At 64.3% G+C, this 15,212-nt stretch carries 13 protein-coding genes; 8 read left to right on the top strand and 5 right to left on the bottom strand.

Annotated features, from left to right (window positions below):
• Positions 1–7: 7 nt before the first annotated feature.
• On the bottom strand, positions 8–1,822 hold the full coding sequence (locus N4264_RS18620; protein ID WP_425508285.1) for a M2 family metallopeptidase: 1,815 nt from the start codon (positions 1,820–1,822) through the stop codon (positions 8–10).
• 156 nt (positions 1,823–1,978) lie between these two features.
• Here N4264_RS18620 and N4264_RS18615 point away from each other — a divergent pair, with 156 nt between their 5' ends.
• The 3 genes from N4264_RS18615 (at position 1,979) to N4264_RS18605 (ending at position 3,544) form a co-directional block, all read left to right on the top strand.
• Positions 1,979–2,185, top strand: coding sequence for a hypothetical protein (locus N4264_RS18615; RefSeq protein ID WP_261693733.1), 207 nt, complete (start codon positions 1,979–1,981; stop codon positions 2,183–2,185).
• A gap of 124 nt (positions 2,186–2,309) precedes the next feature.
• Positions 2,310–2,915 carry a rhomboid family intramembrane serine protease gene (locus tag N4264_RS18610; protein WP_261693732.1) on the top strand — a complete coding sequence of 202 codons (606 nt, stop codon included), beginning with the start codon at positions 2,310–2,312 and terminating at the stop codon, positions 2,913–2,915.
• Positions 2,916–3,058: 143 nt separating this feature from the next.
• Positions 3,059–3,544 (top strand): response regulator, encoded by a 486-nt coding sequence (locus N4264_RS18605; RefSeq protein ID WP_261693731.1) that lies wholly within the window; start codon positions 3,059–3,061, stop codon positions 3,542–3,544.
• 101 nt (positions 3,545–3,645) lie between these two features.
• On the opposite strand, the gene N4264_RS18600 is transcribed toward N4264_RS18605, so the two are convergent.
• Positions 3,646–5,808 (bottom strand): M3 family metallopeptidase, encoded by a 2,163-nt coding sequence (locus N4264_RS18600; protein ID WP_261693730.1) that lies wholly within the window; start codon positions 5,806–5,808, stop codon positions 3,646–3,648.
• A 304-nt stretch (positions 5,809–6,112) separates the two neighbouring features.
• Between N4264_RS18600 and N4264_RS18595 the strand changes: the two genes are divergently transcribed.
• Genes N4264_RS18595 through lpxK form a run of 4 tightly spaced genes read left to right on the top strand, consistent with a single transcriptional unit; the run spans position 6,113 to position 9,956 of the window.
• Positions 6,113–6,757, top strand: coding sequence for a MotA/TolQ/ExbB proton channel family protein (locus tag N4264_RS18595; RefSeq protein ID WP_261693729.1), 645 nt, complete (start codon positions 6,113–6,115; stop codon positions 6,755–6,757).
• A gap of 10 nt (positions 6,758–6,767) precedes the next feature.
• Positions 6,768–7,211 carry an ExbD/TolR family protein gene (locus N4264_RS18590; protein ID WP_261693728.1) on the top strand — a complete coding sequence of 148 codons (444 nt, stop codon included), beginning with the start codon at positions 6,768–6,770 and terminating at the stop codon, positions 7,209–7,211.
• Positions 7,208–8,965 carry a lipid A export permease/ATP-binding protein MsbA gene (msbA, locus tag N4264_RS18585; RefSeq protein WP_261693727.1) on the top strand — a complete coding sequence of 586 codons (1,758 nt, stop codon included), beginning with the start codon at positions 7,208–7,210 and terminating at the stop codon, positions 8,963–8,965. The genes N4264_RS18590 and msbA overlap by 4 nt, the downstream gene beginning before the upstream one ends.
• Positions 8,892–9,956 carry a tetraacyldisaccharide 4'-kinase gene (gene lpxK, locus N4264_RS18580; RefSeq protein WP_261693726.1) on the top strand — a complete coding sequence of 355 codons (1,065 nt, stop codon included), beginning with the start codon at positions 8,892–8,894 and terminating at the stop codon, positions 9,954–9,956. Before msbA ends, lpxK begins: the two co-directional genes overlap by 74 nt.
• Here lpxK and N4264_RS18575 read toward each other — a convergent pair.
• A complete protein-coding gene (locus N4264_RS18575; RefSeq protein ID WP_261693725.1) occupies positions 9,953–10,675 on the bottom strand; it encodes a TetR/AcrR family transcriptional regulator C-terminal domain-containing protein in 723 nt (240 codons plus the stop codon). The two genes, lpxK and N4264_RS18575, sit on opposite strands and share 4 nt — an antisense overlap.
• 99 nt (positions 10,676–10,774) lie before the next feature.
• Here N4264_RS18575 and N4264_RS18570 point away from each other — a divergent pair, with 99 nt between their 5' ends.
• Positions 10,775–11,905 (top strand): dipeptidase, encoded by a 1,131-nt coding sequence (locus N4264_RS18570; RefSeq protein WP_261693724.1) that lies wholly within the window; start codon positions 10,775–10,777, stop codon positions 11,903–11,905.
• Between the two features lie 52 nt (positions 11,906–11,957).
• Here the strand turns inward: N4264_RS18570 and N4264_RS18565 are convergent, their stop codons facing one another.
• Both N4264_RS18565 and N4264_RS18560 read right to left on the bottom strand, forming a co-directional pair.
• Positions 11,958–13,439 carry a DUF1501 domain-containing protein gene (locus tag N4264_RS18565; protein ID WP_261693723.1) on the bottom strand — a complete coding sequence of 494 codons (1,482 nt, stop codon included), beginning with the start codon at positions 13,437–13,439 and terminating at the stop codon, positions 11,958–11,960.
• A gap of 10 nt (positions 13,440–13,449) precedes the next feature.
• Positions 13,450–15,102: a DUF1800 domain-containing protein gene (locus N4264_RS18560; RefSeq protein WP_261693722.1), complete on the bottom strand. Its 1,653-nt coding sequence runs from the start codon at positions 15,100–15,102 to the stop codon at positions 13,450–13,452.
• Positions 15,103–15,212 lie beyond the last annotated feature (110 nt).

The following is a 15,212-nucleotide window of genomic DNA, read 5'->3' as shown; positions in this document are numbered from 1 at the left end:
CGAATTATCAGGCGCCTTCCCAGCCGCAACGACGGCCCTTGTTCTGTTGCTTGAGCCAGCTGTGCAGAGGGGCGAAATAGTCGAGGATGGCGCTGGCGTCCATCTCGCCCTTGCCGGTCAGTTCCTTGAGGGTCGCCTGCCAGTTCTGGCTCGTTCCCTTTTGCAGCATCGCCCAGTAGCGCGCGCCGGCTTCCTTGTTGCCGTAGATCGAGCACTCGTGCAGCGGTCCCTTGTGGCCGGCCGCCTGGCAGAGCGAACGCTGGAACTGGAACTGCAGGATGTGCGCGAGGAAATAGCGCATGTACGGCGTGTTGGCGGGCACGTGGTACTTGGCGCCCGGGTCGAAGTCGCCTTCATTGCGCGGGACAACGGGGGCGACACCCTGGTACTGGCGGCGCAGCGTCCACCAGGCGGTGTTGTAGTTGTCCGGCTTGATCGAGCCGTCAAACACGCCCCACCGCCATTCGTCGATCAGCTTGCCGAAGGGCAGGAAAGCGATTTTCTCCAGTGCCTGTTTCATCTGCGCATTGAGTACGGCTTCCTTGCTTTCGCGGGATTCACCGGAAAGCCCGATCTTGTTGAGGTAGGCCGGCGTCAGGCTCAGCTGGATGGTGTCGCCGATGGCCTCGTGAAAACCGTCGTGCGCGCCGGTCTGGAAGAGCGGGGGCAGGTTGTTGTAGGCCAGGTAGTAGTAGACGTGGCCAAGCTCGTGGTAGATCGTGCGGAAGTCTTCCTCGTTGATGTTGATGCACATCTTGATGCGCACATCGCCGGTGAGATTCATGTCCCAGGCGCTGGCATGGCAGACGACATCGCGGTCGCGCGGACGGTTGAGCTGCGAGCGTTCGTAGAACGAGGCTGGCAGTGCCGGGAAGCCGATCGAGGTGTAGAAGTCTTCCGCGCGGCGGGTCATTTTCTCCGGCGTATAGCCTTCCTTCTTGAGTGCCGCGTCGACATCCAGGTTGGACACGCCGGGGAAGGGCTGGAGCAGGGGATACAGGGCCACCCAGTCCTGGGCCCACATGTTGCCGGTGATGTGCGCCGGAATGGTGCCGTCCTTGGGCATCTTGCCGGGGTAGCGCTGGTCCAGCTTCGTGCGCGCATAGCACTGCAGTTCCTGGTACAGCGGCTTGACCTGTTTCCACAGGCGGTCCGTTTCCTTGCGGAAGTCGGCGGCGTCCATGTCATAGGCGGCGCGCCACATGTCGCCGGCGTTGCCGTAACCCATTTCGCGTGCGCCTTCATTGACCAGCTCGGTGAAGCGCACGTAGTCCTTGCGCATGCCGCGGGCCACGTTGTGCCAGGACAGCCAGGCGTCGAGGTCCTTGTCCCAGTCGCGGTCGTCGGCCATGGTGCGCGAAAGCTGGTCGAGGTTGCGGCAGGTTTCGGGCCTGGATTCATCCGTGCAGGACTTGCCGGCGCCGTAGGCCGCGTTGAGGCGCGACGCGATCTGGGTGAGCTCGGCGATCTTGGCCGGATTGGCCGGCGCCGGCATCGGCGTCTGCAGTTTCAGCAGGCCGATCGAACGTGCCGTGGCCGGGCTCAATCCCGGAATGCCGCCGTATTCTTTGGCCTTTTCCACATTGGTGGACAAGCGCGAAAGCGCGCGCTCGTTCGCCTTGGAGACCAGCAGTTCCGTATCGGCGTTGATGTAGGTTTCCGATACCCATTGCGCCGCCGTGATTTCGGCGTAATAGTCACGCACTTCCGCGTTGATGGCGTTGACGAAACGATCGGCATCAGCCGGAGTGGCTGCCTGCGCACAGGAATGGCCGACGGCCAGGCCGACAGCAAGGGCAAGTGTGCAACGGATGGACGACACGGCGACTTCCTCCTAGTGTGAAACGGCCTGAGCGAGTCAGGTTGAAGAGGCGGCAGGCTAGTATCGCGGTTGCGCGAAATCAACCGGCGGCGCGGGCATGGCGGTCTGCGGCAACATCCGGATCCAGAAGGCGAAAACGAGAAGGTCACACGACGCATGAGTACGGGACAGGGATCGGCCGGCAACGTCATTGCCGCGCTTTGCAGTTTCTTCATTCCGGGGCTGGGACAGCTGCTGCAGGGACGGTTGCTGGCGGCAGCTGTCCATTTCGTGCTGGCTGGCGTCCTGTGGTTCTTCCTTCTGGGCTGGGTCATCAGCCTGTGGTCGACGATTGACGCTGCGCTGTTCAAGCCCAAGGGCTGAGCAGGGTTGCCGGCGGGGTGGTCGTCCGCCGGCGTGCGCGGGACCATGTTGTGAATTCCGGGGGTGTTGCGAACGACGCATCTGCCCATAGCTTGTCGTGCTCGTCTGGCGTAGGGCCCTTTCCGTGAGCAGTACGTTCATCATCCTGGCTGTCACCGTCATCGTTTCGGGCCTGGCATTGACCAGTGAACCGCTGAAACAGCAGCTCGTCCTGTGGCCGCCGGCGATCACCCGAAAACGCGAATACTGGCGCCTGTTCACCTACGGGTTGGTCCACGCGGATTTCCTGCACCTGTTGTTGAACATGCTGACGCTGTTCTTCTTCGGCCCGCATCTGGAACGGTTCCTGGCCGCGCACCTGGGGCCCTATGCCCTGATGATCTTCTACACCAGCGCGATCGTGGCCTCGATCATTCCAAGCTACCGCAAGCACCGGAACGATGCCGGCTACGTCAGCCTTGGCGCGTCCGGGGCGGTCTCGGCGGTGCTTTTCGCGTTCATCCTGCTCAGTCCATGGCAATCGCTGTACTTCCTGCTGATTCCCGTGCCGATCCCGGCGATCGTCTTTGGCGTGCTGTACGTCGCCTATTCGATCTACATGGACAAACACGGGCAGGACAACATCAATCATGGCGCCCATCTGTGGGGCGCGGCCTACGGCGTGCTGTTCATGCTGGTAATGGAGCCGCGGGTACTGCCCATCTTCCTGTCGAGATTGTTCGGCGGCTAGAAGGCGCCCCCGACCCGGCGTGTCGCCCCGGTTTCCCGGCCGGAAGCGCCACGCAGTGGGCACTCCGGCAAGCCAGGGTTTGACCGGCTGCCGTCAGAACACCGACACTTGGCGAGGGAGTGGTCTGGGTGGGGAGCTGACACGTGGGAGTGTTTGATTTTCTGGGTCGATGGTTCGGCAGCGAGCCGAAGCCGGTGGAGCGTCGCGACAAGCCGCGCATGAGTGCCCGCGAAGGCACGCGCGTGCTGATCGTCGACGATTCGCCCACCATCGTCGCACTGCTCAAGAAGCTCTTGCAGCAGAACGGCTACGTCACGCTGGAAGCGGAAAACGCTGAGCAGGGCATCAAGATCGCCACTGCCGAGCTGCCGGATCTGATCTTCCTGGATATCGTGCTGCCCGGCATGAACGGCTTTGCCGCCCTGCGCCAGTTGCGGCGCGAGGCCCGCACCAAGCACATTCCGATCATCATGATCAGCGGAAACGAGCAGGCGACGGAGCAGTTCTACGCCCAGCGCATCGGCGCTGACGATTTCATGAAAAAGCCCTTCTCGCGCGCCGAGGTTTTCATGCGTATCGAGCGGCTGCTCAATTCGGACAAGGTGCCGAACCGCTCGCCGGGGGCCTGACGGTAACTGTCTTGCGACGGCAGGTGCACTGGTTCGCGGGTACGTGAAACAGAAAAGCCCTCCCGTTGCCGGGAGGGCTTTGTTTTGCGCGTTCTGTCCGCTTACTGGCCGGCGGCGCCGGTCAGGCCACGACGCACCAGCAGCGGCTTGACGTCGGGTTCGCGGCCGCGGAAGTCCTTGAAGAGCTTCATCGCGTCCGTCGCGCCACCCTGCGAAAGCAAGGTCTTGCGGAAGTGGTCGCCATTCTCGCGCTTGAGACCGCCATTCTCACGGAACCACTCGACGCTGTCCGCGTCCAGCACTTCGCTCCAGATGTAGGCGTAGTAGCCGGCCGAATAGCCGCCCATGATGTGCGAGAAGTAGGCGCTGCGGTAACGCGGCGGCACCGGGGCGAAGTCCACGCCGGCCTTCTTGAGCGCTTCGGCTTCGAAGGCGAGCACGCCGTCCGCGGTGGGAGCCTGGGCCGGCTTGATCTGGTGCCAGACCTGGTCGAGCAGCGCGGCGCCCAGGTATTCGGTCGTGGTGAAGCCCTGGTTGAACTTCTGGCTCGCGACGACCTTGTCGACCAGTGCCTGCGGAATCGGCTCGCCCGTCTTGTAGTGCTTGGCGTAGTTCTTCAGCACTTCCGGCCAGGTCATCCACATCTCGTTGACCTGCGAGGGGTACTCGACGAAGTCACGCGGCACGTTGGTGCCGGAGAAGCGCGGATACTTCACGTTCGAGAACATGCCGTGCAGCGCATGGCCGAATTCATGGAACGCGGTGTTGACCTCGTCATAGGTCATCAGCGTCGGCTCGCCCTTGGGCGGCTTGGGAATGTTGAGGTGATTGGCCACCACGGGCTTGGTGCCGAACAAGGTGTTCTGCGACACGTACTCGTTCATCCACGCGCCGCCGCGCTTGTTGTCGCGGGCATACCAGTCGACGAGGAAGATCGCCAGCTGGGTGCCGTCGGCATCCATCACGTCGAACACGCGGACGTCCGGGTTGTACACCGGCAGGTCGGTGCGTTCCTTGAAGCTCAGGCCATACAGTTTGTTCGCCGCAAAGAAGACGCCGTTCTTGAGGACGTTGTCCATCTCGAAGTACGGACGCAGCTGCGATTCGTCGAGGTCGAACTTTTCTTTGCGCACCTTCTCGGCGTAGTACGCCCAATCCCAGGCGGCCAGCTGGAAGCCACCCTTTTCGCGGTCGATCACCGCCTGCATGTCGGCGGCTTCCTTCTTGGCGTTGGCGACGGCGGCCGGGGCGAGCTGCGCGAGGCGGTCGTTGACAGCCTTCACCGTCTGCGCGGTCTCGTCTTCCAGCGTGTACGTGGCGTGATCCGGGTAGCCCAGCAGCGCGGCGCGCTCGGCGCGGAGCTTGGAGACCTTGGCCAGGATGGCGCGGTTGTCGAACTCGCCGCCGTGGCTGGCGCGCGAGAGCGACGCCTTCAGCAGCTTTTCGCGCAGGGCGCGGTTTTCCAGCTCCGCCAGGGCCGGCTGGCCGCTCGTGTTCTGCAGGGCGATCACGTACTTGCCTTCGAGCTTCCGCTGCTTGGCGGCTTCAGCGGCGGCGGCAATGCTGTCGGCGGACAGCCCCTTGAGCTCGTCCTTCGAATCGACCACGAGCGCGGAGGCGTTGTTCTCCTTGAGGAGGTTCTGGCCGAACTGCGTCTGCAGCGCGGCGAGCTCGGCATTCATGACCTTGAGCTTGGCCTTGTCGGCGTCGTTGAGCTTGGCGCCGGCGCGCACGAAATCGGTGTAATAGCGTTCGATCAGGCGCTTGGATTCGGCATCCAGGCCCAGTTTGTCGCGCTGGGAATGAAGGGTGTTGATGCGCTCGAACAGCTTGCTGTTGAGGGTGATGGCATCGGAGTGCGCCGACAGCTTGGGCGCCATGTCGGACTGGACTTTCTCCAGTTCGTCATTGGTGTTCGCGCCGGTGAGGTTGTAGAAGACGACGCTGACGCGGTTGAGCAGCTGGCCGGAACGCTCCAGGGCGACGATGGTGTTGTCGAAGGTCGGCGCGTCCTTCGCATCGGCGATGGCATCGACTTCCTTGCGCTGCTCGGCCATGCCGGCTTCAAACGCCGGGGCGAAGTGCTCGTTCTTGATCTTGTCGAAGGCCGGGTAGAAGAAGGGCAGCGTGCTGGGTTTTGCGAACGGATTGGTGGCCATGGCGGAGGCAGTGGCGGAGGCGGTGGCACCCGCCTTTTCTGTGGCGAAGACGGGGGCCGACAGGCCCAGGGCGAGCGCCAGGGCGAGCGCGAGACGGTGATTCATGGCCTTTGGACCTCTGTGGAATGGCAAACCAGGGCGGCGATCCTACCGCCTCCGGCGCCGGCCTGCGTAGGACGGAAGTCCCGTACAGGCGGGACAAGACCCGCCCAGATGTCGCTGCAATGCAGCAAAATCGGCCGCGATGGCCCGCGAGGACAGCGACCTGCGAGCCCTCCGGCGGCAAGCGAAGGCGTGCAATGGAACGCACAAGCCGCGCCGGATTCGCTGGTATGATCCGCCTGATCGACGCGGTCCGGCCGCGTCCCAGCCCTGCTTACGATTTGCACTACCTGCGGAGTGATTGCTCGTGCTTGAAATTCTGATGGCCGGCGGATGGGCCCTGGCGCCAATCCTGGTGTGTTCTGCGGTGGCCCTGGCCATCATCCTGGAGCGGTTCTGGTCGCTGCGCTACAAGGCGGTCGTGCCGCCGGAACTGGGCGAACAGGTCCGCACCTGGGCGCGCACCCGCAAGCTGGACCCGGCGCATATCGACACGCTGGCGAAGAATTCCCCGTTGGGCGAGCTGCTCGCCGCCGCGCTGAACGTGCGCAACCGGCCCCGCGACATCATCAAGGAGCGTATCGAGGATACCGGGCGCCACCTGGTCCACCGGCTCGAACGCTTCCTCAACACCCTGGGCACCATCGCCCTGATTTCGCCGCTGCTGGGCCTGCTGGGCACGGTCATCGGCCTGATCCGCATGTTCCTGGCGGTCATGGTGCACGGTATCGGCGATGCGCAGCAGATGGCGGGCGGTATCGGCGAGGCGCTGGTGTGTACCGCGCTGGGACTGGTCGTAGCCGTGCCGGCATACGTGTTCCACCGCTTCTTCCGTTCCCGCGTGGCGGGGCTGGTGGTGCAGATGGAGAAGGAAGCCACGGCACTGCTGGACGAGCTGGCTGCGCAGACCGATCCCGCCGGCGCCGCGGCGAACGTGCGCGTCGTGCGCTGAGGCCTGACGGATGAGACTGGGTGCTTCGCGCCGCGAGGACGAGTTCGAGATCAACGTGATCCCGTTGATCGACGTCATGCTCACCTTGCTCATGTTTTTCGTGCTGACCGCCACGTTCGAACAGCGGGCGCGGTTGAAAGTGACCTTGCCGCAGGCCAGCGAACCGGTCGAGGCCAGCCAGGATCTGTCGCTGACGATCCAGATCGACGCCGACGGCCGCTACTACATCGATAACAACGAAGTGCTCAACGCCAGCGTCGACACGCTCAAGGACGCACTGCAGCAGGTTGCCGGCGACGACCGCTCGCGCCCGGTGACGATCCGGGCCGACGCGCGGACGCCGCACCAGTCGGTGGTAACCGTGATGGACGCCCTGGGCCAGACCGGCTTCACGCGCATGTCGATCGCGACCACGCCGTCGACAGATCCTGCCAAGGGCGCGCCGAAAAAGTGAGCACCGCTGCCGCGGCAACCGCCGCTGTCACGTATCGCCGGCTATTGGGGTATTCCGCACGGCACTGGCCGATCGGATCGCTGGCGCTTGGCGGCATGGTGGTGGACGCCGGGGCGGCAGCGTCATTTGCGTACCTGATCCGGCCGATGCTGGACGAGCTGTTCGACAAGCGCGATCCGGACGTCATCTTCTGGATGCCGATCATCATCGTCGTGCTTTTCCTGGTGCGCGGCGTCGCCACCTGGCTGACAGACTACGGTGTCGCGCGGGTCGGCCGCGGCGTGGTGCATCGCCTGCGCCAGGAAGTGTTCGGACGCTACCTCGACATGCCTGCGGCCTTTTTTGACCGGGAAGCCTCGGGCCAGCTGATCTCCCGTGCCAGCTTCACCGTCGAACAGGTCGCACACGCCAGCACCGAGGCAGTCAAGGTCATGGTGCTCGACAGCCTCACCGTGTTCGGCATGATCTGCGTGATGCTCTGGCACAGTGCGCGCCTGACGCTCGCCCTGTTCATGATGGCGCCGGTGATTGCCGTGGTCGTGTGGTTCGTGGGACGGCGCTATCGCCGCATCAGTCATCGGATCCAGCAGTCGGTCGGCTCGGTGACGGGTATCGTCGAGGAGGTCGTGGGCGGTCACCGCGAAGTGAAGATCTATGGCGGCAAACGCTACGAGCTGGACCGCTTTGCCGAGATCAACGAGCAGAACCGCCGCCTCAACCTGAAAGTCGCCGCCACCAACGCCATGTCCACCTCACTGGTGCAGGTGGTTGCCGCCACCGCGCTGGCGGGCGTGATCTTCTTTGCGACGCGGCCGGAGACCCTGGCGCAGATGAGCGCCGGAGCCTTCATGTCGCTGATCACCGCCATGCTGGTGATTCTGCCCTCGCTCAAGCGGTTGACCACCGTACAAGCCATGATGCAGCGCGGCGTCGCCGCGGCACAGGACATCTTCAGCCTGATCGACGCGAAACCGGAACCGGACCAGGGCAGCTTCGCCGCGGCGCGGTGCCAGGGCGATCTGGTGCTCAAGGACGTGGGCCTGCGCTACCCGGGCGCTGCCACAGACGCGCTGCGTGGCGTCAACCTGGATTGCCCCGCGGGCAGCGTCACGGCATTCGTCGGCCGGTCGGGTGGCGGCAAGTCCAGCCTGGTCAGCCTCATTCCACGATTCTACGAACCGACGTCGGGCAGCATCCTGCTCGATGGCCGGCCGTTGCAGGACTGGACCCTGGAAAGCCTGCGCCGGCAGATCGCGCTGGTCGGCCAGAGTGTGGTTTTGTTCAACGATTCCATTGCGCGCAATATCGCCTATGGTGCACTGGGCGATGCGAGCGAGGCGGAAATCGTGGCCGCGGCGGAAGCGGCGAACGCCCTGGAATTCATCCGGCGTCTGCCTGACGGCATCCACAGCGCCGTGGGCGAGGGCGGTGCGCTGCTGTCCGGCGGCCAGCGCCAGCGCATCGCGATTGCCCGGGCGATCCTCAAGAACGCGCCGATCCTGATTCTGGACGAGGCGACCAGTGCGCTCGATTCGGAGTCCGAACGCCTGATCCAGGACGCATTGTCTCGCCTGATGCGCGAGCGCACGACGCTGGTGATCGCGCATCGCCTGTCCACGATCGAGCATGCTGACCAGATCGTCGTGCTGGACCAGGGCCGTGTGCTGGAAACAGGTCGTCATGCCGAGCTCCTGGCGCGTGGCGGCCATTACGCCGCGCTGCACCGCATGCAGTTCCACGATATCGGCAGCTGACGTGCGCGACGCGACCCGGCGCGAAGCGGTGTGGTATGGCCATCAACCGGTTCCCCTGGCCTGGCGCCTGCTGGAGACGCTCTTTGCGCAGGTTAGCGCACTGAGACGCTGGAGTTATCGACGTTGGCTCAAGCCGCGGCGATTGCCGGTGCCGGTCATCGTGGTCGGCAATGTGAGTGTGGGGGGAACTGGCAAGACTCCCGTCACCATCGGCCTGATCGAGGGCTTGTGCGCGCGCGGTCTGCGGCCCGGCGTGATCAGCCGCGGCTACGGTGGCGCGGTCGAATCGGTGCAGCGCGTTGATGCCGGGTCGACGCCGGCCCTCGTTGGTGACGAACCCTTTCTGATTCACCAGCGCACGGGCGTGCCGGTGGTTGTCGGACGTGACCGTGTGGCCGCGGGCGAGTATCTCCTGCGAACGGACGACGTCGATGTCGTGATTGCCGACGATGGGCTGCAGCACTACCGGCTGGCGCGCGACATCGAGATCTGCGTCGTCGACGGCGTGCGGAGGTTCGGCAATGGCCGCCTGCTGCCAGCGGGTCCTTTGCGGGAGCCGGCCAGCCGGGCATCCGAATGCGACTTCGTGATCTGCAACGGTGCCGCGCCGCGCGGCGACGAAATCGCCCTGCACCTGGTGCCATCCGAGGCCGTGTCGTTGCGGGAACCGGTGCGCCGGCAGCCATTGGCGGCCTTCGCCGGAGTTACGGTGCACGCGGTCGCCGGTATCGGAAATCCGGCGCGCTTCTTTGACATGCTTCGCGCGCAGGGCATGGCGGTCATCGCCCATCCGTTTCCCGATCATCACGCGTTCACGGCTGCCGACGTCGTTTTCGAGCCCGGCATGCCTGTGCTGATGACCGACAAGGATGCGGTGAAGGTGCGCCCGTTCGCGACGGACGACCATTGGACGATCCCGGTGCTGTCGCAATTGCCCGACGCCTTTCTTGACGCCCTGGCGGCGCGTGTGCGGAACGCTGCACACCGCTAGCGTGTCAGTGCACCACGGGCTCCTCGGCGACGCATGCGCGCTTCCATGCCGTCGAGCTGGACTTTCAGTCCAATGGCGAAAAGCGCTTCCGGGTCGACACGCACCAGCTCACCGGCCACACGGCTGAGGTTGGGGTAGAGCGCCGCGCTGCCGGGAATCATTTTCAGCTGCGCCGCCAGCGCCTGCGGAAGGCGCTGTTGCTGTGCCCGCGACAGCGCAGCCTGACGGGCTTCCTCGGCAATCATGCCGAGCAGGTAGTTACGGAAGAAGGCGGCCATCGCTACTGATTCGGTGGCGGAGAAGCCGTTGTCGAGAAACGGCCCGAGGGCGGCATCGTAGAGGCGCAGACGATGCGGGCCGGTCGGTGGGCGCTCCGCAAACAGCGCCGGGGCATCGCGGTACCGCAGGAGGATGCGGCGGTACTCCCAGCTGATCTGCTCCAGGCGCTGGCGAAACGAAAGATCGCTGGCGGGCAGCTGGGCCTCGGCACAGATCGCGTCGGCGACCAGGTCGAGCAGCTCATCCTTGTCGCGGAAATGCCAGTACAGCGAGGGTGATTTGACGCCCAGCCGCTGCGCCAGTTGCCGCGTGCTCAGTGCCGCTATGCCGCCTTCACCCAGCAGTTGCAGCGCGGCATGGACGACCTGTTCGCGATCGATGCGCGGCCGGGATGCTGCCGCGGTGGTGCTTCGGGACTGTGTCTTTCGTTGGGTCGCCATCCGGTTGACTCCGAATCTATCGGTGATAGTCTATCGCTGATAGGGAAGCCGGCACAACCGCGTTTCCACGCCTTTCTCCGCCCGTACAAGGAATCACCCGTGACTACCCTGATCAGCCGTCGCCAGTTCACGCAGCTCCTTGGTGCGGGCCTGTTTGCCGCTTCTGCGCCCACCGTCCTGGCCAGGTCAGTGGCTGCACCGGAAGCCTCCGCCGCGGCCGCGCTCTACCGGAATGCGCTCGTCGTCGACGCGAACGCGCTGGCATCCATCGGGCAGGCCTATGTGGGCGACGACATCGCCCTCTTGAACAAAGCCATCGCCGCCTCGGGCGTCACTGTGGTGAAAGCCACGCTGGGCAATGCCGACGGCGACTTCGAAGCCGCCGTGGCGGATATTGCCGCTGCACAGGGGCTGATCGATGCACATCCGGATCGATTTCTGAAAATCCTGCGCGCCGAAGACCTCGATCGTGCCCGTCGCGAACGCAAGCTGGGCATCATCTTCTCATTCGAAGCGGCCACGCCGCTGGAGGACAAGCTCGATCGCATCGATCTGTTCCGCCAGATGGGGGTGCGCATCATGCAGCTGAGCTACAACCGCACTTCGCCCCTGGCCGTCGGTTGCCTGGATGGTGACGAGAAGGGCCTCACGCCGCTGGGTCGCCAGGCAATCGAGCGGATGAACAGCCTGGGCGTGGCCGTCGACCTGAGTCACACTAACGCCGCGTCGACTGCGCAGGGGATTGCGGCATCGACCAAGCCCGTCCTGATTACCCACGGCGGTTGTCGCGCCCTGCACGATCACCCGCGCAACAAGTTCGACCGCGAGATGCGGGCGATGGCAGAGAAGGGCGGTGTGATGGGCATCTATATGCTGCCGTTCCTGACGGAGGAAAGTCGCCAGCCCTCGCTCGAGGATTACATCGCCCACGTGGCCCATGCACTGAAAGTGTGCGGCGAGGATCACGTTGGCATCGGTTCGGACGTGCCGTTTGACGCGCTCACCGAGGCGGACATCGCCGGAATCCGGGCCGCTGTCGCCGAACGCAAGGCCAAGGGCATTTCCGCACCCGGCGAAGATCGTCCACCCTACATTCCCGAACTCAACAGTGCGCGCAAACTGGAGACCGTGACAGACGCACTGCTCAGGCGCGGCTACAGTCCGCGCATTGCCGAGAAAGTCCTGGGCACCAACTTCCGGGACGCTTTCGCGCGCATCTGGACGGCGTGACGACAAGCGCAAACAGGGCCGTGGACGTACCTCGTCCACGGCCCTTCGTGCATCAGGCGGTCATGAAACCCAGGTTGTCGGTATCGAAATTGATCAGGTTGGGGAAGATGGTGCGCAGGTCATTGGTTCCTGTCACGCCCATCCAGCGGGCCAGCGTGGCCGCCATCTGGTCGACGCTGGTGGTCGGAATCATCTGCCCGCGACTCAGGCTCATCGGCCCGTTGAGCACCAGCTCCGGATAGGTGCCGTAGATTCGGCCGCCGTTGACTGCGCCACCCATCACCAGTTGCACGCCGCCCCAGGCATGGTCGCTGCCGTTGCCGTTGGAACTGAGCGTGCGCGCGAATTCGCTCATGGTGAAGGCGGTGACTTCGTTCTGCGCCCCGATTTCGTTCATCGCCTGCCAGAACGCGCTGAGGCTCTTGGAGAGCGCGTTGAGCAGGTAGGCATGACCGGCCGTGTCGCCGTTCATCAGTTTGTCGTGCATGTCAAAACCGGCAAGGCGCACAAAGTAGATTTGGCGCTTGTGCTGCACGTTCACCGACGTATCGCGCGAGAGCCGGATCATGCGTGCCACCATCTTCAGCTGCTCACCCAGGTCGTTGGACGGAAACTCTGTTGTGATCTGTCCGGCAGCACTCGCCAACGCGGGGTAGAGGAGGTCATACACAGCCCGGGCGCGCTTGAACGTGCCGGCGTATTCCGACGAGAACGGCGACGGATAGGACTGCGCCAGCATGCGGTCCAGCGCGCCGTCCAGCTGCATGCCGAACTGGCTGCCGACGTTGTCCGGGTCGTTGTAGATGTTGCTCAGCGGCACCACGCCGGAACTGTCAATGTGATACGGGAACGTGTTCAGCCCGACCTGGAACCGGTTCGTGCCGCCATAGACCGAAATGCAGGGCGACAGCTGCTGATTGAGATTGTCCAGCCTGACGCGATCGGCGACCTGGCCGCCCCAGCCCTGGGCGTAGTTGGTCGTGCGGCCCAGGTGCCAGAGGTTTTCCTGGTCGTTGTGCGAATACAACTGCGGTGGACGCAGCGCTGGCAGCGCGTTGTACTCGTCCTTGGTGATGCGGCGGGTGAGCGTACCGACATTGGCGATGAAGGCGAGTTTGTTCTGGCGGAACAGGTTTGCCAGTTCCGCCATTGCCGCCGGGTAATTCGCATTGCCCGGATTGAGTGCGTAGGGTGCGCCCGTCGCCGAGTCGGTGATCTGCACGGCACTGGTCAGTGCATCGCGTGCAATCGCCAACCCCTGGGGATTGGTGTTGGGGTGATAGACGCCGCCGCGTGCGCTGACATAGGCCGCGTGGCGGGCCGTGTCGTAGGGAATCAGCGTGTTGTAGGCGTCATTGCCGCCGGCGAGGTAAACGCAGACCAGCGCGCGGTAGCCGGGCACCGTGGCGCGGGTGGCGGCCGTCGCCGAGCCTATCAGCTGGAGCTGCGGCATGAAGGCACTGGCGCCGCCCGCGCAGAGCAGGCCACCCAGGTGCTTGAGGAATTGCCGGCGTGTCTTGATGTCGTGAGTCATGGCGGCGTCCTCAGCGTTGCGTAGCGTAATCGGGAGAGATGGCGACCATCAGCACCAGGGCGCGTGCCTTGGCAGTGCTGGAGGCGTTGCCCATTTCGGCGAGCAGTTGCAGCAGGTTGTCGCGAAGGCTTGTCGACATGGCGCCGTACAGCATGCGTTGATTGACGTGATCCACCATGGCGGCCGGCGAGCTCATGGCCGCCAGGGCGGTCAGGTTGAGCAGTGGACGATTGTTCGGCGGCGAGTTCATGCCGACGTAGGCATCGAAGGAATACTTCGACAGGCTGCTGGAGATTGAGTAAGCCGTCGATTCGCTGATGATCTGAAGTTCCGGCGAATACAGGCCGGCCCCGGCCATGGCGCCGGGCGGCTGGTAATCGGGTTCGTAGAAATTGAACACCGTCGGTGCCGACAGGGGGCGCTGTGCGTAGTCATACACCGCGTTGAACTTGATGCCCATGTCGATCTCGCCTGTGGGGCTGGTCGGCGGCGGTTGCGCATCCCAGGCACGCCACAGGGCCGTCAGCCGCAGCAGCGGCTCGCGCAGCTTGCCGAAATTCGCCGGCGGCGCGTCGTTGCGCGCCTCCGGATCAAGCAGGATGGCCTTGATCACGGCCTGCAGGTCGCCGGCCTCGCCGTCGCCGTTATCGCGGAATACCCGGGCAACGCGCCGGATGTAGGCGCCCGACGGGTTGCTCGTCACGAAACGCTGGATCAGCTGGCGCGCGATGAACGGGGCGACATTGGGATGGCTGGCGATCACGTCGAGACCGGCGCGCACGTCGGCGACGCAGCTGGGGGCATTGGCCGGAAGCACGATGCCTCCCAGCACTTTCTTCTCGCTGAAATCGTGCTCGGCCGCAATGCAGGTCATCGGCTGGAGCGAGTTGGAGCCGTTGAAGATGTTGGTCGCGTTCGCGTAGTTGAAGCCGGTAAACAGCTTGGCGAAGTTGGTGATGACTTCCTGATCGTAGGTGGGAACGGGCAGCCCGTCGTCGCCGAGCACCGGCTCGAAGTTCAGGTCGCGCTCCACCAGCCCGATCGAGAACAGCTGCATGATTTCGCGTGCATAGTTCTCGTCCGGCTCGATGCCAGGCCCGGCCTTTCGATTGCGGAAATGGCTCAGGTACTTGCCCATCGACTGGTTGAAGGTCACCTCTTCGAGCAGCGGGCGATAGAAGCCGAAGGCATTGCGCGCCAGCAGGTCGGCATATTCGGCAACATACAGCGACTCGTTCTTGAGCGTGCCGTTCTGGTCGGAGATGACGAAGATCTGTGACAGCGCCCAGGCCATGCGCTGGCGCAGCTGGTCGGGGCCATAGGCCGCGGTGTGGAACCAGCGGTCGTAGCGGGTTTCGTGCGTGACGCTGTCGTTGCCGTTGGCGGCATCGACGGCCTGCATGTAGGTTCTTGCCGAGGTCGGTGCGATAGCGAATTGTTCGTCGATCCAGCGGCTGAAGCCGATCGTCCGGACGCGGGCGATGTCGGCAGTAGTCGGCCCGAATGTCGCCTGCGTCAGGAAACGGGCGGCCTGGGCGTCGGTAGCCGGAATGTCTGTGGGGGCTTCAAACCCCGAGCGAAAGATCGTCCGGGCGGTTACGGGAGTGGATAAGACGGCGGTGCACAGGAGCGCCGTGAATCCGGCGAGCACGTGGTGTTTCATGGCGGGTATCCCCAGGCTGGCAGAGTGGAACGACCTGGCGTGCATGCATGGCGAGCATCATGCACCCCGCTTCGTTCAACGCGGCAGGAGGGACGTGGTTGACGTGCCCG

Origin of the sequence: Tahibacter amnicola (assembly GCF_025398735.1) — a bacterium.
GTDB classification, from domain to species: domain Bacteria; phylum Pseudomonadota; class Gammaproteobacteria; order Xanthomonadales; family Rhodanobacteraceae; genus Tahibacter; species Tahibacter amnicola.
Note: the sequence above shows the minus strand (reverse complement) of the source record. Positions and strands in the feature narration are given on the sequence as shown.

Excerpts from the sequence above, each read along its gene's own strand:
- N4264_RS18615 (WP_261693733.1), top strand. The coding sequence starts at position 1,979 with ATGAGTACGGGACAGGGATCGGCCGGCAACGTCATTGCCGCGCTTTGC.
- N4264_RS18600 (WP_261693730.1), bottom strand. The coding sequence starts at position 5,808 with ATGAATCACCGTCTCGCGCTCGCCCTGGCGCTCGCCCTGGGCCTGTCG.
- N4264_RS18590 (WP_261693728.1), top strand. The coding sequence starts at position 6,768 with ATGAGACTGGGTGCTTCGCGCCGCGAGGACGAGTTCGAGATCAACGTG.
- lpxK (WP_261693726.1), top strand. The coding sequence starts at position 8,892 with ATGCCGAGCTCCTGGCGCGTGGCGGCCATTACGCCGCGCTGCACCGCA.
- N4264_RS18575 (WP_261693725.1), bottom strand. The coding sequence starts at position 10,675 with ATGGCGACCCAACGAAAGACACAGTCCCGAAGCACCACCGCGGCAGCA.
- N4264_RS18565 (WP_261693723.1), bottom strand. The coding sequence starts at position 13,439 with ATGACTCACGACATCAAGACACGCCGGCAATTCCTCAAGCACCTGGGT.
- N4264_RS18560 (WP_261693722.1), bottom strand. The coding sequence starts at position 15,102 with ATGAAACACCACGTGCTCGCCGGATTCACGGCGCTCCTGTGCACCGCC.